At 49.1% G+C, this 20,299-nt stretch carries 11 protein-coding genes and 1 pseudogene; 9 read left to right on the forward strand and 3 right to left on the reverse strand.

Features of this window, described 5'->3' with window-relative positions; all coding sequences use genetic code 11:
• Positions 1 to 29: 29 nt before the first annotated feature.
• From hflX to D0B88_RS06960, 9 genes and pseudogenes are all read left to right on the forward strand, one after another.
• A complete protein-coding gene (gene hflX / locus D0B88_RS06915; RefSeq protein WP_151056121.1) occupies positions 30 to 1,358 on the forward strand; it encodes a ribosome rescue GTPase HflX in 1,329 nt (442 codons plus the stop codon).
• Between the two features lie 46 nt (positions 1,359 to 1,404).
• Positions 1,405 to 2,535 (forward strand): FtsH protease activity modulator HflK, encoded by a 1,131-nt coding sequence (gene hflK / locus D0B88_RS06920; RefSeq protein ID WP_007645038.1) that lies wholly within the window; start codon positions 1,405 to 1,407, stop codon positions 2,533 to 2,535.
• Positions 2,535 to 3,410: a protease modulator HflC gene (hflC, locus tag D0B88_RS06925; RefSeq protein WP_007645037.1), complete on the forward strand. Its 876-nt coding sequence runs from the start codon at positions 2,535 to 2,537 to the stop codon at positions 3,408 to 3,410. The genes hflK and hflC overlap by 1 nt, the downstream gene beginning before the upstream one ends.
• Before the next feature lie 173 nt (positions 3,411 to 3,583).
• Positions 3,584 to 4,756 (forward strand): ATP phosphoribosyltransferase regulatory subunit, encoded by a 1,173-nt coding sequence (locus D0B88_RS06930; RefSeq protein ID WP_151056124.1) that lies wholly within the window; start codon positions 3,584 to 3,586, stop codon positions 4,754 to 4,756.
• A gap of 46 nt (positions 4,757 to 4,802) precedes the next feature.
• Positions 4,803 to 6,101: an adenylosuccinate synthase gene (locus D0B88_RS06935; RefSeq protein ID WP_040393320.1), complete on the forward strand. Its 1,299-nt coding sequence runs from the start codon at positions 4,803 to 4,805 to the stop codon at positions 6,099 to 6,101.
• Between the two features lie 355 nt (positions 6,102 to 6,456).
• On the forward strand, positions 6,457 to 9,966 hold the full coding sequence (locus D0B88_RS18985; RefSeq protein WP_191966538.1) for a TonB-dependent receptor: 3,510 nt from the start codon (positions 6,457 to 6,459) through the stop codon (positions 9,964 to 9,966).
• Between the two features lie 190 nt (positions 9,967 to 10,156).
• Positions 10,157 to 11,652: pseudogene (locus D0B88_RS06950) on the forward strand (tryptophan halogenase family protein).
• Positions 11,649 to 13,046: a tryptophan 7-halogenase gene (locus D0B88_RS06955; RefSeq protein ID WP_151056129.1), complete on the forward strand. Its 1,398-nt coding sequence runs from the start codon at positions 11,649 to 11,651 to the stop codon at positions 13,044 to 13,046. The pseudogene D0B88_RS06950 and the gene D0B88_RS06955 overlap by 4 nt, the downstream one beginning before the upstream one ends.
• Positions 13,047 to 13,067: 21 nt before the next feature.
• Complete coding sequence (locus D0B88_RS06960) at positions 13,068 to 14,594, forward strand: tryptophan halogenase family protein (protein WP_151056131.1); 1,527 nt, start codon at positions 13,068 to 13,070, stop codon at positions 14,592 to 14,594.
• Between the two features lie 114 nt (positions 14,595 to 14,708).
• Here the strand turns inward: D0B88_RS06960 and D0B88_RS06965 are convergent, their stop codons facing one another.
• From D0B88_RS06965 to D0B88_RS06975, 3 genes are read right to left on the reverse strand one after another with little or no spacing between them, the layout of a single operon-like run.
• Positions 14,709 to 15,827: a glycoside hydrolase family 43 protein gene (locus tag D0B88_RS06965; RefSeq protein ID WP_151056133.1), complete on the reverse strand. Its 1,119-nt coding sequence runs from the start codon at positions 15,825 to 15,827 to the stop codon at positions 14,709 to 14,711.
• A 54-nt stretch (positions 15,828 to 15,881) separates the two neighbouring features.
• Positions 15,882 to 17,090, reverse strand: coding sequence for a D-mannonate dehydratase ManD (gene manD / locus D0B88_RS06970; RefSeq protein ID WP_007645027.1), 1,209 nt, complete (start codon positions 17,088 to 17,090; stop codon positions 15,882 to 15,884).
• Between the two features lie 56 nt (positions 17,091 to 17,146).
• Positions 17,147 to 20,050: a glycosyl hydrolase 115 family protein gene (locus D0B88_RS06975; RefSeq protein WP_151056135.1), complete on the reverse strand. Its 2,904-nt coding sequence runs from the start codon at positions 20,048 to 20,050 to the stop codon at positions 17,147 to 17,149.
• Positions 20,051 to 20,299 lie beyond the last annotated feature (249 nt).

The raw sequence follows: 20,299 nt of genomic DNA on the forward strand, positions 1-20,299 counted from the left end.
AATCATTGATACTGACTCGAGGTCGCTAATTGTTTTTTGATCGTCCCGAATCGGGTGAGCTAGCAGTGCTGGTTCACCTGAATTTGTCTCACGGCCAAGACGCCGAAGACCCCCGTGAATTCGAAGAGTTGGTTTTATCTGCCGGGGGCGACCCTGTAGCATTTTTAACCGGATCGCGAATTGTCCCCACTGCAAAATTCCTTATCAGCACCGGCAAATTGCAGGAGCTGCAACAGTTGGTCGTCGATAACGGCGCCGAGCTGGTTATTTTTAATCATACTTTAACCCCCAGTCAGGAACGCAATCTGGAGCGCGAGCTACAGTGCCGCGTACTTGATCGCACCGGTTTAATTCTTGATATTTTCGCCCAGCGCGCACGAACCTTTGAGGGTAAGTTGCAAGTTGAGTTGGCGCAATTGCGTCACAGTGCCACGCGTTTGATTCGGGGCTGGACTCACCTTGAGCGTCAGAAAGGTGGTATCGGTTTGCGCGGTCCGGGGGAAACCCAGCTGGAAACTGACCGTCGTTTGTTGCGTAATCGTATTGGGCAAATTGAGCAGCGCCTGGAAAAAGTTCGCTCCCAGCGTGAGCAAGGGCGGCGTTCGCGTCAACGCGCGGCTATTCCGACCGTGTCGCTGGTGGGCTATACCAACGCGGGTAAATCTACCCTGTTCAATCGTATTACCGGTGCTGACGTTTACGCTGAAAATAAATTATTTGCCACCCTTGATCCAACCATGCGCCGAATCGAACTATCTGATGTTGGTGCAGTAGTGCTGGCGGATACGGTAGGTTTTATTAGTCACTTGCCGCACCGACTGGTGGAGGCATTCAAAGCGACACTTGAAGAAGCTAGCAACTCAACTTTACTCTTGCATGTGATAGATTCAGCAGCTGAAGAGCGCCTGCGCAATATTGAACAGGTGGAACTGGTGCTGGAAGAAATTGAGGCGGCAGATTTACCGCAATTGCGCGTCTATAACAAAGTAGACTTGCTGGCAGATACCGGCCCGCATATCGATCGCGATGAAACCGGCAAACCGATTGCGGTTTGGCTGTCTGCGCAGACAGGTGCTGGTTGTAAGCTGTTAAATCAGGCGATCTCAGAAGTGCTGGGAAAAGAGCTTGTCAGCGGCTGCCTGGTTGTCCCGCCAACACAGGGGCGCTTGCGCGCTATGCTCTATGCACAACAGGCGGTAGTGAGCGAAAATCACCGCGCGGATGGCGCAAGTCTGCTGCAAGTACGTATACCCAAAGATGATTTATTGCGGATTCTCAGTGCGGCAAATATAGCTTTTGAGAGTCTGTTGTGGGATGAGTCAGGAACACTACCGGATATGCCGGTTGCACAGGAATAGTTAATTAAATCCCAAACCAGTTTTACTTTCTATGTGGAGAAATAGTATGGCCTGGAACGAACCGGGAAAAGACAAAGACCCCTGGAGTGGTCGCGGTAATAAAAATGGCAACGATGGCCCGCCGGACTTGGATGAGGCATTTAAAAAGTTGCAAGACAAACTCAACGGCATGTTTGGCGGCGGCGGATCAGGTGGGCGCTCAACTGGCAACGCGAATATGAAGCCACTATTTGGCATTTTTGCTGTGGTTGCATTGCTGATTTATATCGGCTCGGGAGTCTATCAAGTGGATGCCAAAGAGCGCGCTGTAGTGCTGAAATTTGGCGCCTTCTCGGAAATCAAAACGGAAGGCCTGAATTGGAACGCGCCACTGATTACCGATGTAATTAAGGTCAATGTCACCGGTGAGCGTCAGTATCCATCACGTGGTCTGATGCTGACTGAGGATGAAAGTATTGTAGAGCTGCCTATCTCTGTGCAATACAACGTCTCTGATGTAAAAGCATTTGTATTGAACGTGCGCGACCCTGAAACCAGTCTCCGTCATGCCACAGATTCAGCGGTGCGCCATGTCGTTGGTTCCAGCGAGTTAAATCAAGTCTTGTCCGAAGGGCGTCAGGCGATTGCAGTGGAAGTTAAGCAGCGCTTGCAGTCTTACCTTGATGCCTATGGTGCAGGTATTCAAGTCAACACGGTGAATATTCAGGATGCTCGCCCGCCAGAAGAGGTTCGCTCGGCGTTTGATGATGTGATCAGGGCTAAAGAAGATGAGGCCAGATTCAAGGCGCAGGCTCAGGCCTACGCTAACGGTATTATTCCTGAAGCTCGTGGTCGCGCCCAGCGGATGATCGAAGAAGCAGAAGCCTACAAAGCTGAAGTAATTGCACGCGCCGAAGGTGAATCGGATCGTTTTGAAAGCTTACTAACAGAATATAAGCGTGCCCCCGAAGTGACGCGTCAGCGACTGTATATAGAAACCATGGAAAGTGTGATGACTAATTCGTCCAAGGTAATGGTAGATGTCGCCGGTGGAAACAACATGCTTTATCTCCCTCTGGATCGCATGGGGAATCGTCAGTCGGTCGCCGAACCAAAATCACAACCAGAAAATTTCAATAGTCGTGCTGCTCAGCCAGTTGAATCGGCTACGCCACTTGTTCGTCGGGAGATGCGCTAATGTCTAGTAAAGGTCTCTTATCAATAGTTGCGCTGTTGGTCGGTTTGGTTATTTTTGCTAACTCGGCTTACGTAGTCACTGAATACCAGCGCGCAGTGGTATTGCAATTTGGTCGTTTGGTGAAAGCGGATGTGCCGCCAGGTTTGCACTTTAAAGTGCCTTTTGCCGAAAAGGTGCGCAAGTTTGATGGCCGTTTATTGACCGCCGATATGGCAACAGAAAGCTTCTTTACTGTTGAAAATAAGCGGTTGATGGTGGATTCCTACATCAAGTGGCAAGTGAAAGATGTCGAGGTTTACTATAAGGCAACGGGTGGTGATGAATTAACCGCAGAAAACCGGCTTGCCCAGCGGGTTGCCGATGGCTTGCGTAACCAGTTTGGTCGTCGCACATTGCATGATGTGGTGTCGGGTAAGCGCGATGAATTAATGAGCGAGATTACCGCCAGTATTAATCTTGATGCCGTGAAGCTACTGGGTATCGAAGTAAAAGATATTCGTGTTAAACGCATTGATTTCCCGGCTGAGGCAAGTCAGCCAGTATTCGCCCGTATGGCTGCTGATCGTGAAAAAGAGGCACGTGAATATCGTTCACAGGGTAAAGAGCAGGCTGAAGTAATTGGTGCGGATGCAGACAAGCAGGTGTCAATATTGGAGGCTAATGCCTATCGCGATGCGGAGCGTATTCGCGGTGATGGCGATGCCCAAGCCGCGGCAATTTTTGCCCAGGCATACAGTAAAGATCCTGAGTTCTACAGTTTTGTGCGCAGCCTCAATGCTTATCGCCAGAGTTTCAGTGGTAAAGAGGATTTGATGGTGGTTGACCCCAACAGCGATTTCTTCCGCTACTTAAAAGACCCTCAAGGCAAGAACTAAGTTGAAATCGCCCGCTCTGCGGGCGATTCTTTTTGGGGCGGGATGATCCAAGTGTAATTGGCCTACAAATCCCGCACCAAACAGTGTTAAAATGCCGCAACCGAGCCGATCGCTCGGTTTTTTTATGCGTGCGTGCCGGACCATCCGGTTTTGTTTCTCTACCAGAGTCGCTTATGACCTACGCTGATCGCTGGCTGTTACCGGACGGAGTGGAAGAAATCCTGCCCGCCGAAGCCAAAGCTATAGATAGTTTGCGCCGCCGGTTGCTGGATTTGTACAGCACTTGGGGCTATGACATGGTGATTCCACCACTGCTGGAATACACCGACTCCTTATTAATCGGATTGGGGCGCGATGTTGATCTGCTCACCTTTAAAGTGACCGATCAACTCAGCGGCCGTACCTTGGGGATTCGCGCTGACATCACGCCGCAGACCGCGCGTATGGATGCTCACAGTTTTAAGCGTACTGGCGCTAACCGCCTTTGTTACGCCGGTCATGTAGTTCATACCCGCCCCAAGAATCCGCTCGCGACGCGTACACCTATTCAAGCTGGCCTTGAGTTTTACGGCGAGTCAACTATCGCGGCTGATATAGAAGTGGTGTCACTGCTGCTGGAGTCGCTCAGTGTGGCGGGTTTGCCGCGACAACATATCGATTTAGGCCATGTTGGCATTTATCGCGCTATTGCCGCCGCAGCTGGTTTGAGCAAGGTACAGGAAGATGCCTTCTTTGAATTGCTACAGCGTAAAGCCACTACAGAAATTCGCGTCTGGGTTGATACAAATATCGACGACACCAGCACGGCGGCACTGTTTTTGGCATTGCCCGGTCTGGCTGGCAATAAAACCGTTTTGCAAAAAGCGCGTGAGCTATTTGTTGCGCTGCCCGCCGCACAGGCAGCAGTTGATCAGCTCGATCAAGTGGCGCAGGTTATTGAACAGCGCTACCCCAATGCTGAGCTTTATTTCGATTTGGGCGAGTTGCGCGGTTATCACTATTTGACCGGTTTGGTATTTGCGGCGTTTGCGCCCGGCTATGGCAACCCCATCGCCAGCGGCGGTCGCTACGATCACATTGGCGAGGTCTTTGGGCGTGCGCGCCCTGCGACCGGTTTTGCAGTGGATATCACTGCTATCAGTAAATTAGGCTTGTTGCACAAAGAGCAGGTGAGCGCGATTGCGGTAGTTGAAAACAGCGATCCAGCCCAGTGGCAAGCAGTACAAGATTTGCGCCAGCAAGGTGAGCGAGTTGTGGCGGTAAGTGGCGAGGCCGATCTGGCGGAGCTGGGTTGTGATCGTCAACTGCTGTTACGAAATGGCAGCTACCAGCTGGTAGCCTGTTAATCGGTCAGTTTTCTTTATTTATCTAGCACAGAGAGTTAAACCAGTCATGGGCAAGAACGTCGTGGTATTGGGCACCCAGTGGGGTGATGAAGGCAAGGGCAAGATCGTGGATTTGTTGACCGATCAGGTCTCCCTGGTGACACGCTTTCAGGGCGGTCACAATGCGGGTCATACACTGGTGATCGACGGTAAAAAAACCGTGTTGCACTTGATTCCCTCCGGCATTTTGCGCGATGGCGTAACCTGCTTGATCGGCAATGGTGTGGTGTTATCACCCGAAGCCCTGTTAAAAGAAATTACCGAGTTGGAGGCGACTGGTGTGCCAGTTCGCAGCCGCTTGCGTCTGTCACCTGCTTGCCCCTTGATCCTGCAATACCATGTTGCTTTGGATCAGGCGCGCGAATTGGCGCGCGGCGATGCCAAAATCGGCACCACTGGTCGCGGTATTGGCCCAGCTTACGAAGACAAGGTAGCGCGTCGCGGCCTGCGGTTGGGCGATTTGGTCGATATGGACAGTTTTGCTATCAAACTCAAAGCGATTCTTGAGTACCACAACTTTGCCCTGACCCAGTACTACAAGGTTGAGGCGGTGGATTTTGATAAGGTGCTGGCCGACTGCAAAGTCTGGGCGGCGCAATTAATGCCGATGATGGCCGATGTCACCGAGCTGTTGCACAGCGCACGCGAGCAAGGTGAAAGCATTCTTTTTGAAGGTGCCCAAGGTTCGCTGCTCGACATCGACCACGGCACCTATCCCTTTGTGACCTCGTCTAATACCACGGCTGGCGGCACTGCCACAGGTTCAGGTTTTGGCCCACTCTATCTGGATTATGTGCTCGGCATCACCAAGGCCTATACCACCCGTGTGGGTTCAGGCCCATTCCCCACTGAGTTAGGTTGTGAAATAGGCGAATACTTGGGTAAAAAAGGTCATGAGTTTGGCGCCACTACTGGTCGTAAGCGTCGCTGTGGCTGGTTTGATGCCGTTGCCGTGCGTCATGCCAATCGCATCAACAGTGTGACTGGCATCTGCTTGACCAAACTCGACGTACTCGATGGTTTGGAAACAGTGAAAATCTGTATCGGCTATCAGGATGCTAAAGGCAATGCGATTGTCGGTATGCCCTACGATGCCGAAGGTTGGGCTGATCTCAAACCCATCTATGAAGAGATGCCCGGCTGGAGTGAATCCACTGTAGGCGCACAAACCCTGGAACAATTACCTGCCAATGCGCGTGCCTATATCAGCCGCTTGGAAGTATTAATTAAGGCTCCAATTGATATTATCTCCACTGGCCCTGATCGCATCGAAACTATCGTTTTGCGTCATCCCTTCCAAGCTTAATTTCCCATCCCGGATATACCCTAAAAGCCCGCCCTTTGAGCGGGCTTTTTTGTTGATAAAAATAATAATTACGAATGAATTGCGGCTCTACTTTTTTGTTGATAGCGCTGTCACTATTGTAGATAGAGGCTAATATTCATCGTGGGAAGTGATCCAAAAATGACTTATGGTCAGATTGACACAATAATCATCATTGGCGTAGCATGTGATCATCTTGTGACCTGTGTTTACAAGTATGCAAGATAAAGTCTAGCGCTAGAATCCTAGTCCACATACGAGGAGGACTGGGTGCTTCCTGAAGTAAAAAGCAATACGAAAATCACCTAAAGATAAATTTAACAAAAAGGGGTTGGCTATGGTTTTCCATAAAAATCAAAAGACCGCACATCAGCAGGGCGTCAAGTTTAAAAAATCCATGTTGGCCATGTGCATCATGGCGTTGAGTGTTCCGTCTTTTTCGCAAAGCACAGATGAAGAACAGGGTACTGGTGTAGAGGAAATTATTGTTACTGGTGTTCGTGCTGACCTGCAAAACGCGCAGGAAATAAAACGTAATGCCGATACATTTGTGGACGCAATTTCTGCAGAAGACATTGGTTCTTTGCCTGATCGCAGCGTTCTTGAAGCTATGCAGCGTGTTCCTGGTGTTTCCATTGAGCGTTTCGCCGCCGCGAATGACCCGGACCACTTCGGTGTAGAAGGTTCGGGTGCAGTGATTCGTGGTATGTCGCAGACTCGCAGTGAGTTTAATGGTCGCGATTCATTCACTGCCAACTCTGGTCGTGGTTTGAACTTTCAGGACGTTCCGCCCGAGCTGATGGCTGGTGTGGATATCTACAAAAACCAAACTGCAGATATGATTGAAGGCGGTATTTCGGGCACTGTGAGCCTGCGTACCCGTAAGCCTTTCGATCAGGACGGTCGCCGTTTTGCTGTGTCTGCAGATGTGACCTATGGCGATATGGTAGAAGAAGCTACGCCCACTATCTCGGCGCTCTTTAGTGATCGTTGGGATACCGATGTGGGTGAGTTCGGTTTCCTGGTCAATTTATCAGATTCAAAACTGGAGGCCAGTTCTCACGGTATTCAGACGGATCGTTATGAATTCCGCCGCTTGGAGCCGCGCTTATCTGCGGGCGGCAATGTCCAGTTACCCGGATTCGAGTATGCCGAAAACCCTTATGTGTATGACGGCAGTTTTTATTTTTCCGGCCCAAACAGCGGTACCGCAAACATCCCGCCAGTAGGCACGAAGGGGGTGCTTGTTCCCAACGGTGCCAATATGACGATGAAGAACGACGAGCGTGACCGCACCGGTATTGCTTTGGCCACCCAATGGGAAAGTGCTGACGATACGCTGCTCGCCAGTCTGCAGTTTATGCGCTCCGATGCAACACTGGCATGGACTGAAAATGCAGTTAAATATCAAACGGGTTTCAATACCGATAGAACTTGGGGCGCCCCTGGTGAAGAGTATGAGTTTGACGAGAATGGTGTGTTCTTAAACGGATCTTTAGCCGACGTGGCTGATGGCTGGCGTGGTGACGATGACCGTATCCCCCATAACGTTTCTCCAAGTGCGGGCTGGGGCACCTCTCCTGTTTACGCATTCGGTCACCGTTTCCAGGCGGATAATCGTTACAAGAAAACCGAAACTATCGTCGACGACTATGCATTTAATTTGAAGTGGGCGCCAAGCGAAAAATTTGAATTGATTTTTGACTTCCAACACATCGAAGCAGAAACCAACGATGATGACGTAACCTTGATGTTGATGACCCACGCCATTATGGATTACGACCTCAGAGGTCTGCCTTCACTGAGTATCAGCAACCCATGGGCGTTTGCTACACCAGAAAATCTGGCAGCGCATGCGGCTGATGGTCGCGATTATGCAAACGGTGAAGTGCCTTACTTCCAGAACGCCAGCTCTTACAACTACAACGCTGCTATGGATCACTATGAGCGCAGCGAAGGTCAGTCTGACGCCGTGCGTATCGACGGTACCTATGCATTTGATGATGGTTTCTTCACTAAAGTCAAAGCGGGTTTGCGTGCTGCCGAGCGTGAGCAAACGGTTCGCAACTCTGCCTACAACTGGGGTCGTTTAGCGCCAATTTGGGATAACCCTGTAGGTTGGTTGGATTCTGCTGCGGTTAAAGACACGCCAATGGCTCAGGTTACGACACTTGACTGGAGCGACTTCTACCGTGGCGATGTGGTAAGTATTGAAGGCGGCAACAAAATGCTTCACCCAAGTGATGCGCTGGTCAAGGACTACGCAAACTGGGGAACTTACTTTGCGCCACTGTATAACCCAAGTGACAATGACACCTGTGCGGATGAATGGCGTCCTTCTGCGGAACGCGTCCAGTCAGAGTGGGATCCGGTTGCAGGCCGCTGTCTGGCGTCTACTGACTTGAACGGTTTCTTCCGCGACAGTGAAATCAACTCCACTACCGAAGAAAATCAGGCCGCCTATGTGCGCTTGGACTTTGAAACCGATATTGGCGAGCGTCGCGCCTCCGGTAACATCGGTGTGCGTTACGTGCGTATTACCAACGAGACCGCTGGTTTTACAACTTATCCAGAGTTGAGACGCAGTGAAAAACTACCGGCTGATTGGGATCCTCGCAACGTAACGGGTACTGACTTCGACCTGTTTGATCCCGAGAATGAATTCCTCGGTTCACCCTCCAACTATGTGGATGATATCTACATTGGCTTTGCGAACGACGCCTATACGCCCAACCTCGCCAAGCGCACTTACGATGACATTCTGCCCAGCTTTAACTTAAAGATAGAGCTAACCCCTGAAGTCATAGGTCGTTTTGCAGTATCCAAAGCTATCGCATTGCCGGATATTGGCGATTTGCGCAACTACACCAACATTGGCAGTAACGATGGCTTCACCTATAACTTCAAAGACCCCTACTGGGGACCAAACAATCCTCACCCGGATACACCAATCGATCCTACAACGGGGGAGCGCCATGTCTCTGGTTTACCAGCGACTATAGACCCGACTACTGGTCAGCCCGAGTTCAACGAAGCCGGTAACCCCGTATACAGAGGTCCTGATGGTGAGATTGTTAACCAGCAGCGTATTGTCGATGCGGACAGCATTACCTTCGGTGGCTGGACAGGTTCATCAGGGAACCCGCTGTTGATGCCGATGGAATCTATTCAATACGATGCATCGTTTGAATGGTATTTCAGTAAAGTGGGTTCATTGACCGCATCCTTCTTCTACAAGGATCTTAAGAACTTCTTCATTAACGGCGCCTACAACCGTGAATTTACCAACCCTGTTTCCGGTGTGACCCAGACAGTGTTTGTATCTGGTCCACAAAACGGTGGTAAGGGTGAGATGAAAGGGTTTGAATTGGGTTACACCCAGTTCTACGACATGTTGCCAGCGCCGTGGGATGGTTTTGGTATTCAGGCCAACTACTCTTACATTGAAGCGCGCGGTGTTCCAAACTCCAACCTGGACGGCGGAACTGATTTTGCGTTCGGTGGCGATATTCCGCTACAGGGGCAGTCAGACCATACCGCTAACTTCGTGTTGATGTATGACAAGAACGACTGGTCGGTACGTCTTGCTTACAATTGGCGTTCGGAATACCTGTTGACCTCTCGCGATGTAATTACCGGCTTGCCGGTTTACAACGATGATGCTGGCTTTATGGATGGATCTATTTTTTACAACGTAACGGATAATGTACAGGTCGGCTTCCAGGGCGTTAACTTGCTCAATACAGAAACCCGCACCTTTATGCAGGTTGATGATAATCTGAGATTAGGGCGTTCTTGGTTTGTTAACGACCGCCGCTATACCTTCTTGGTACGAGCAACCTTCTAAGCCTTTTTTGGCTGCTGCAAGGAGAGCGCGCCCCCAACAGGGCGCGCTTTTTTGTTTGAAGAGAAAAATTATCGATAAAAATTAGATGTGAAATCGAGCGGTTAATTACCATCGTGGTCCGGGAGCACTCTCCTTGAATAAATCAAGCATAAAAAAAATAGTAATTCTGGGTGGTGGAACTGCGGGTTGGATGACTGCGGCGGCCCTGTCACGTTTTGTCAAATCCGAGACCACAGAAATTGTGTTAGTGGAGTCCGCGGCGATTGGAACTGTTGGCGTAGGTGAAGCAACTATTCCGCATATTCGCGTGTTTAATGACATGCTCGGCATCGACGAAAACGAATTTATGTGCAGAACCCATGCCACCTATAAATTGGGTATCCGATTTGAAGGTTGGGGGGGGAGTCGAGCGATTATTTGCATCCCTTTGGCGATCATGGGTTCCCCATTAAAGGCATTCCATTTCATCACTACTGGCTGCGTGCCCGTCAGCAGGCAGAGGTAGAAGCATTTGATCGTTACTCACTGGCGAATGTCATGGCTGCCGGTGAGCGATTTATATATCCCTCTGCTAAACAGGACTCTGTCGAGTCTACATTTTCCTATGCTTACCATTTGGATGCGGGTGCTTACGCCGTTTTTTTGCGCGACTATAGCGAAGCGCGGGGTGTGCAGCGGGTTGAGGGAGAGGTTGTTAGCGTCAAACTGAATCAGGATTCTGGTTTTATCGAAAGCCTTAATCTGAGTAATGGAGAAATCATCGCGGGTGATTTTTTTATCGATTGCAGCGGCTTTCGTGCGCGCTTATTGGGGCAGGAGTTAAAGGTTCCCTTCACCAGTTGGAACCGCTGGTTGCCCTGTGATCGTGCATATGCCATGCCCAGCGAATTAATTGCCGCTATCCGGCCCTATACCCGCTCCAGTGCAAAGTCAGCTGGTTGGTGTTGGCAAATTCCACTCCAGCATCGCATGGGTAATGGCCACGTTTTCTGTTCATCGTTTTGTAGCGATCAGCAAGCTGTGGATATTTTGTTGGCACATGTGCAGGGCAAGCCCCTGGCCGATCCGCGCCGGATTGATTTTGAAGCGGGAATGCGTCACCGGGCGTGGGAAAAAAATTGTGTCTCCATAGGTCTGGCAAGTGGATTTCTTGAGCCGCTTGAATCAACCAGTATTTATTTAATTCAGGTTGGCATATACAAATTATTAGAGCTTTTACCTATCTCCAGCGATTTTGAACTCGATGCAAAAGAGTTTAATCGAATGGTTGCTGATGAATACGAAAAAATACGCGACTTCATTATTTTGCACTATCACTTAAACAATCGGACGGAAGGTTTCTGGCAGCAAACTGCTAACATGAGTGTGCCCGACTCACTGCAACATAAAATGCAAGTGTTCAAAGAGAGTGCGGTTGTTGTGGAGTATGATGCAGGTTTGTTTATGCCACCAAGTTGGTTGGCGGTGTATTTGGGTCAGGGCTTTTTTCCTGAAAGGACAGATTCGCGCGTTCAACAAATTCCCCCACAAGAACTTCTGCCACTGATCCAAAAAATTCCCAACCATCTACGCAGTCTTGTTGAAAAAATGCCATCGCATATGGCTGCACTGCAGAAGCTATCAGCAGGGGAAAGGGCAGCGAATTATGTCAAGCCAAGGATGAGTTTGTATGGTGGTGCGCTATGAAATCTATAGGTGTTATCGGAAATGATATTGCAGCCTGGATGGCTGCTGCATTTTTTGCTGTGCAGCCAGCAAGCCAGCGCCCAAATATATCAATATTCACTGGCGCAAGTCAGGGTTGTGATGATTCAATTCAAAATCCAATTCCCGACTTTTCCGGCTTTTTGTCGCTTGTGGGTGTATCTGACCAGCAGTTTATTTCTGCCTGTGCAGCCACTCCGACTTTGGGTACTTGCTATAAAATTTCTTCTCAATATGAGTTGGCGCAAAGTTCACACAATGATTTTTATCATATATGGGGTGAATATGGCTCCCCTCTGGGCGCTATAGAATTTCACCAGCTTTATATTCGTGCAATGCTCGAGGCCGAACACAGTGACTTGAATGGTTTATCGGTTGCTGCACTGGCAGCCAAAAACAATCGTTTTATGTTGCCATCAAGAGATCAGTTATCAATTCGCGCTACCTATCAGACTTCATATAGTTTTTTGACAAAAAACTATATCCAATGGCTGCAGCACCTTTGTAAAAAAGCAGGTGTCCAAGAGGATAGTCGTCCAATTAATTATTTATTAAAAAGCACTGATGGCTACCGCATTGAATTTCACAGTGGCGATAAGGCTGGCGCTGACTTTCTGATAAATACTTGCCCGAAACTGCGCGATCAAGTCGCATCTTGTAACAGTTGGCGGGAATTTATTCCTTTCACTCAAGTGACACGCAAAAATACTGCGCAAGAACGGCGGCGCTTGGTGAGTGATGTTGAGTTTGGTCATAATGAATGGCGAATAACCCGTTATGCGGCTGACTCGCAAGAAACTACGACCTACGTTTTGCCTGATGAGCCTGTGAGCGAGGAAAACGCCGAGCTTTTTTCGGGCTGCGTAGCAAGTCCGCGTGAAAATCAATTATTACATTTAGGCAGGGCGTTAATTAACCTGCACTCGCCATTGGTGTGTGAAGTAGATTTAATTTGGATAGCGTTGCGAATGCTGCAGCAATTTTATCCGGCATTGCCTGATGGGCCTTCAGCTGCAAGTGAATACAACCAGCGCTTGATTGCAGCTTATGAAAATCTACGTGATTTATCCCAGGCAGTATATATTCAGGTTGAACGAAAGCTGCCCGGTACGTTTGCTGCCATCAATCATTGCAAAGTGTCTTCCCAGCTTCAGCATAAGTTGGATTTATTTGTGCATCGGGGTAAATTGCCGGCTTATGAACATGAAATCTATAAAAGGCAATGGCAGCAATGGCTGCTCTTGGGGTTGGGTGCAAAGCCATCCCGGATTGAGCCTATCACCTTCCATTTGAGTCCGGCTGAAATGCGCAACGTATTTAATAAAATTAAGTCAGCTGTCAGTTCAGAGGTTGAAACTTGGCCATCGGTCAAATAAAAAACGGGAGATAACCCACTTATGCATAGTTTTATCAACAATCAGGACAATCATATCAAAAGAGTGATTATTGTCGGCGGTGGTACTGCGGGCTGGATGTCAGCGGCGACCTTGTCCAGATACTTAAAAAATAACAGATACGAAATTATTCTTATTGAATCCGATGATATAGGTACTGTGGGTGTTGGTGAGGCTACCATTCCACAGATTCAATTATTTAATAAATCATTGAATATAGATGAAGACGATTTTATTCGTAAAACACATGCGACGTTTAAGCTTGGAATTGAATTTGTAAACTGGGGGCAGAAAGGCGATAGCTATATTCATGCATTTGGCAGTGTTGGCCACGATATGGAGTCGCTTCCTTTTTATCACTATTGGTTGAAACTGCAAAAGCAGGGGCGCTCCAAGGATATTGGCGATTATTGTTTAAATACCCTGGCGAGTAAAAAAAATAAATTTATGCGTTCAATTGATGCGGGCAATTCGCCGTTATCCAACATTGCCTATGCATTTCATTTTGATGCGGGGCTCTACGCGAAATATTTAAGAGAGTATTCCGAAAAGCTGGGTGTTAAACGTGTGGAAGGTAAAATTGTTGAGGTGAATTTAGAGTCCTCCACCGGGTATATTCGTGCGGTTACCTTGGCTAGCGGTGAACAAGTTGCCGGTGATTTGTTTATCGACTGCTCTGGCTTTCAAGGGTTATTAATTGCCCAGTCACTCGGTGTTGGTTATCAGAATTGGTCTCATTGGCTGCCTTGCGATAGTGCATGGGCAGTACCGAGCCAAAAGTTGGATCCATTGCCGTCATACACTCGTGCTACCGCGCATTCAGCGGGTTGGCAATGGCGAATTCCATTGCAGCACAGAACTGGTAATGGGCATGTTTTTTCCAGTAAATTTATGGACGAGGAGGAAGCTAAAAAAATACTGTTAAAAAATATTCAGGGGGAGAAACTTGCTGAGCCAAGGTTGATTAAATTCGTCACGGGCCGACGCGATAAATTTTGGCACAAGAACTGTATTGCCATTGGTTTGGCTTCGGGTTTTATGGAGCCACTGGAATCTACCAGTATTCACTTAGTGCAAAGTGCCCTAGCCAGAATTATGGCGATGTTTCCGCACAAAAAATTTAATCAAGACGAAATTGATTCATACAATGAACAGGTTGGTTTTGAATACGAAAAGATCCGCGATTTTTTAATTTTACATTACAAAGTCACTGAGCGAAATGATTCGGCGTTCTGGAATTACTGCCGCGAAATGGATATACCTCCGTCGCTTCAACAAAAAATAAATGTATTTAAAGCTAATGGTCATGTATTCCGGTTTAACAATGAGTTATTTAATGAAATTAGTTGGGTCGAGGTAATGCTGGGGCAGCGCATGACAACTGAGGGTTATCACCCGCTAGTAGATGTATTGCCGGAGGAAGAATTTGATCGACGTATGGCGCAAGTTAAACGCGTAATCGATACCGCCATCGACTATATGCCAAGTCATGCTGAATATATCGAGAAGACCTGTAAATCCACGGTTTGAATTTGATATGTAGGTTGGAAAAGCGCAGTGACTTCCGAGGTGAGCAAGTGCTGTGCTGGATATAAAAAAGTCGGAAGTCACTGCGATCTTCCAATCTACATTATTGCTTGGGCATCAATCCAAATAAGCATCCACTGTACGAATAGTGCCGTCGTCGTTGTGAATTAATTCGGTGACTTTTACGTTGCGCAAATAGGTTGTGCCGCCGGAGAGTTGGCTGTCGTGGTAAAACAAAAACCATTTGCCGTCCACTTCCACAATGGAGTGGTGATTGGTCCAGCCGAGCACTGGCATGAGCACGATACCTTGATGAGTAAAGGGGCCGTAGGGGCTATCACCAGTGGCGTAAGCAATGTAATGGGTGTCGCCGGTGGAATAGGAAAAATAATATTTTCCGTTAAATTTGTGCAACCAGGCACCTTCAAAAAAGCGGCGATTAGTGTCGCTGCCCAGTAAGGGTTTGCCGGCGTTATCCAGAATTTGAATGTCGCGCGGGGCTTCTGCGAGCTGCAGCATGTTGTCGTTCAGGCGCGCTACTTTCGGGCTGAGTGCAGGTTCATTGCTCGCGGGATATTTATCTTCTTCCACATAACTGCCGCTTATCCAGCGTTGTAATTGTCCGCCCCAAATGCCGCCGAAATATAAGTAGTGACTGCCATCGTCGTCTTTAAAAACGCTGGGGTCGATACTGAAACTACCTTCAATGGGATTGGGCTCTGCTGCAAAGGGGCCGCTTGGAGAATCGCTGGTAGCGACACCGATGCGGAAAATGCCGTCTTTATCTTTTGCGGGGAAATATAAAAAGAATTTTCCCTCTTTTTCTGCGGCATCCGGTGCCCACAGCTGGCGACTGGCCCATGGAATATCTTCCAATGTTAATGCGACGCCATGGTCGGTAACTTCACCGCCGATTTTTTCCATAGACAATACGTGATAATCCTTCATATCAAATTTGTCGCCTTCACCGTCACTGGTGATACCGCTGTCGATGTCGTGTGACGGGTAAATATAAATGCGGCCATTGAACACGTGGGCCGATGGATCGGCAGTGTAAATATGACTCACCAGCGGTTGGCCGATAAATTTTGTGGTGTCGATTGCCGGTGCGCTTTCGCTGCTGGCGGCGCTGCTGATGGTTGTAGCGGTGCCTGGCTGGGCGTTTTTATCGCCGCAGCCACTGCTCAAAAGTGCGGCGCCTAGCGCCAGGGTTAGTAAGCTTTTAGAAAAATTCATTCGCTGCTCCGGTCATTATTTTTAATGGATTATGGTGTGGTAACACCAACCATGTTACCAGTGCCAGAGAGTACCATCTTCCAAGCGGTTCACAGGCAAACACGCGCGTTTATAGGGGTATTTAGCTGCCAGTTTTTCGTCGATGTCCACACCGTGGCCGGGCGTTTCGCCGGGGGTGAAGTAACCGCGATTGAATTCATACGCATGTGGAAATACTTCGTCCATTTGCGCGCTGTGGGCCATATGCTCCTGAATGCCGAAATTAGGCACCCAATAATCAAAATGCAGGGCGGCGCCCATACATACCGGCGATAAATCCGTCGCGCCGTGAAAGCCGGTACGCACGTTAAACAGGCTGGCAAAATCGGCAATGCGACGTACGTGGGTGATGCCGCCAGCGTGCACAATGGTCGAGCGAATGTAATCAATGAGCTGATTCTGGATAAGCTCGCGGCAATCGTGAATGGAATTAAATACTTCGCCTACCGCCAATGGTGTGGTGGTGTGCTGGCGAATTAATTTAAACGATTCCTGGTTTTCCGCAGGCACCGCATCTTCCATCCAGAATAAACGATAGGGTTCCAAATCTTTGCCCAAGCGCGCCGCTTCGATTGGTGTCAAGCGATGATGTACGTCATGCAATAAATGAATGTTATTGCCGAATTCTTTGCGTACCTGCGCAAATACTTCGGGAATAAAATTCAAATATTTTTCGGTGGACCAAATTTCGGTAGAGGGCAAATCGGCATCTGCCGGTTCGTAACTTTTATCGCCTTTGGCAACGCCGTAGGTCTTTTCAATGCCAGGGATGCCGCATTGAATACGAATTGCATCGTAACCCTTTTCGCGCGCTTTACGCACGGCGTCCAGGGTGGAGTCCAGGTCTTTGCCATTGGCATGTGTGTAGGTGAGGATGCGCTCGCGACTTTTTCCTCCGAGCAATTGATAGAGCGGCATGTTGGCGAGTTTGGCTTTAATGTCCCACAGCGCCACATCAATTGCCGCCAGTGCAGTCATACCTACTGGCCCGCGACGCCAATAAGCGCCGCGATAAAAAAATTGCCAGATGTCTTCAATTTGTTGTGGGTCGCGACCAATTAATGCCGGGACTAAATAATCCTCCAAATAGGACACCACCGCTTTTTCGCGGCCATTGAGTGTTGCATCGCCAATCCCATACACACCTTGGTCGGTCGTAATTTTTAGTGTGACAAAATTTCTGCCGGGGCAGGTCACAATGACTTTAGCATCAACAATTTTCATTCAATGGCGTCTCAAAAAAGTGTCTGTAAGATTTTTGTTTAAAAAATGAATAACAATTAATAGCGCTTGCTGGGTGGCGGTCCCAGATAGCTGGGTTGTAAACCGCCGGTATCCAGCACCAGTTTTTGCAGCGTGACTGCCGGGTCCAGGCTATAAATGCGCAGTTTGTGCGCGCCTGCTCGTGCAACCTTGTGTTTGGTAATGCCAAGTCGCACATCGCTGCGCACGGTTTCCGCCCAAGTGGCATCGCTCATGTCGGCCACCAAATTCACAATTTGTGCTGGCTCATCATCAATCGCCACCGCGTAGCGCAAACCGCGTTCGGGCATAAACGGCCAGCTCGGGGCAAAAAATCCCTGTAAGGTAAATTCACCACTGCTGTGGGTGTAAATATCGTATTCAAGGTAGGGCGCGTTGGTGGCATCGTTAAATTGCCAATCGCCAATCGGGTACACCGACATGGACGATATAGTACGGCCGTGCTCGGGGATTTTTTCCCAGCGTAAATGACCACTCGCGCCCTGGCGACTAAAATCTTCCGCCTCGATAGCGATGTAGCCATCGGCTTCGGCAAAACCGCGCAATGCTTTTTTGTTGATCGGGTTATTTACGATTTCCACGCCGATGCTCGCACTGCCCCAACCGGTGCCGCTAATGTCAATGCGACCGGTGGCACGACCTATGGGCGCTTTGCTCCAGTCGATGCTCACATCCAGCTGCGCGCCCTTGTCAACTTGTATACTAGTCTTGCTCAGTATAATCCAGGGCGTAGTGGTTTTGGCAGTGGCGAGGAAGGATTCTTTACCTTTATTAAAAATTTCAATCACGCGCGACTGTGTTCCCAAACGATCAAAACGCGGCAGTAGATAATTGCCGGGCTTGGGCCAGGCGGAGGCGACACCTTCAATCGCTATGCCCATTTCCGCTGAATTATGTGGCTCATAATGATGGGTGACGGGTAGCGTATCTTCCGGTGGGTGATTCCAGTGGCTGTAACCAATGTGCGATTGCGACATCATATGGTTCCACTTGCCGCCGTTGAACTGGTGGTATTCCTGTTCCAGCGCGGCATCTTTGGCAAATAATTCGCGCACTTTATCGGCGTAATCATTGGTGGTGGCGCGGGCCTGTGCGGCATACAAATGATTTTTGGCTTGCGCGTTATAAAGTGCGGTAATGTTGGCGCTGGCGGTGGTGGGGAATAACACCAATTGATAAAACGCCGCGCGCTGTGCAGCGGGCAACTGTGCGTAAATTTTTTCAGCGCGTGCAACGTAATCATTCATCTCGGCGGTAACGCGTTCTGCTTCGCGATAATGCAGTTGGCTATAAGTGGTGGCGTCTTGCAGTTCCGGTTTGCGGCGCAAATTGTGGCGCGTGTAGCCGGTCATAATCGCGGCAATTTCGTCGGCGTGTTGCGCACCAAATTCACGCTCAGCCCACAGGCGGGCGAATTCGGGTATGCGCTCTTTGGGCCAGGCCTCCGGGTTCCATGCCATGTTCAGGAAAAATTCAATCGGGTACTCCATGGGTTTTAAATCGCCTACATTGACGATCCAGATTTGGTTTGCATCAAAGGTGTAGGCGAGGTGCATTTGCTCCCAAATTTTGGCGATGGAAATAGTGTTAATCCAGCGATAGGAACGTGGGCCGCCAACATAATCAAAATGATAATAAACGCCGGCACCGCCACTGCGTTTGCGTTCATCGGGTGTGGGTAGCCTGCGAATATTGCCCCAGTTGTCATCGCACCAGAGCAGGATGACATCGTCCGGCACACGCATGCCACGCTCGTAAAAACCCTGCACTTCTTTGTACAGCGCCCAGACTTGTGGCACTTTTGTGAGCTGATCTTTGCCAAACACATCGCTAATGATGTTGCGCTGGTCGCTGACGATTTTTTCCAACAATCCGATGTTTTCACCTTCACTCATCGGCTCGTCTTGTTGGCCGCGCATGCCCAGGGTGTAAATGCTTTCGTAGGGTTTGTTGCGCGTTGCACCATCAACCCAAAACTTATATAAATTTTTCGGATTTTTGGAATATTCCCAGGGGCCTTTGCCGTAGCGGTTCCACTCTTTGTCAGCGCGCATCATGGGTTCGTGGTGCGAGGTGCTCATGACTATGCCGTATTCATCGGCGAGGATCATATTTTGTGGGTCATCATCGGCAAATGCGTTATTCCACATCGCTGGCCATAAAAAATTGGCTTTTAAGCGCAGTAATAACTCGAACACCTTTTCATAAAATTCTGCGTTGTAGTTGCCATATTTTTCAGTGACCCAGTTGGTGAGGGCGGGTGCTTCATCGTTTAAAAAAATACCGCGGTATTTCACTTTTGGAATTTCAACAACATTTATTTTTTTGTCGATAAAAATAGTCGCTTTTTGTTTAACGGGCACATCCGCCCACCAATACCAGGGCGATACCCCAATCTGCTCGCTCAGGCTGTAAATGCCATACATAGTGCCGCGTTTATTGGCACCGACAATCACGAGCGCGCGCTCTACATCGGCAAAAGGTTTATCAACTACCACGACTTGAAAGGCATCCCATTGATTCTGGATTTTGCTGACATCCATTTTTTTATTGGCAATTAATTGCGCGATAAGTTGGCTGCTGCCCAGTGTTCCCACCAACACCAATTGCTTTTGCCCGGCGAGAGTATTTTTTAACACCGGTTGTTTGCCGGTCACTTTTTCAATATCGCTTTGCAAATTTTTTGCCGCACGCACTACGCCGGGTAATTCGCTGCTGTCGATAACAATATCCAGAGCTTGCTGTTTATCCACCAGCACCAGATTGCCGCGTGCACTGGTTGCCAGCCAAGGCTCCTCTCCCAGCGCCCAGCTGGTGGGGCTGACTATCGCCAATAGCAGCAGTAAATACCGCAAGGGGGTAATTAAGCGGGGTGTGGTGAGCCAGCGCAAAACCGGCGTGAGGCGGAGTGAGTGCGCCATGAAACGTTCCTCGGGATAGGGGGGAATAAGCGTGGGTGAAATTACAGCATAGATGATGTGTACTTGTATACTAGTTAAGCCTGGTATGCCCAAAGGGTTAACGCGGTTGGCAGCGGTGATTAAGGATTACTTAAGCTTTGCCCGTTAAAATCCGCCTCGGTTGACGCGGGCTGCTGGCTTGGTTAGTGTCGGCTACCTTGTGGGTGTTTGGTGTCATGCCTGCGCAGAATCTGTGGTCTGGTTGGTTAT

This window comes from Cellvibrio sp. KY-YJ-3 (assembly GCF_008806955.1).
Classification (GTDB): Bacteria; Pseudomonadota; Gammaproteobacteria; order Pseudomonadales; family Cellvibrionaceae; genus Cellvibrio.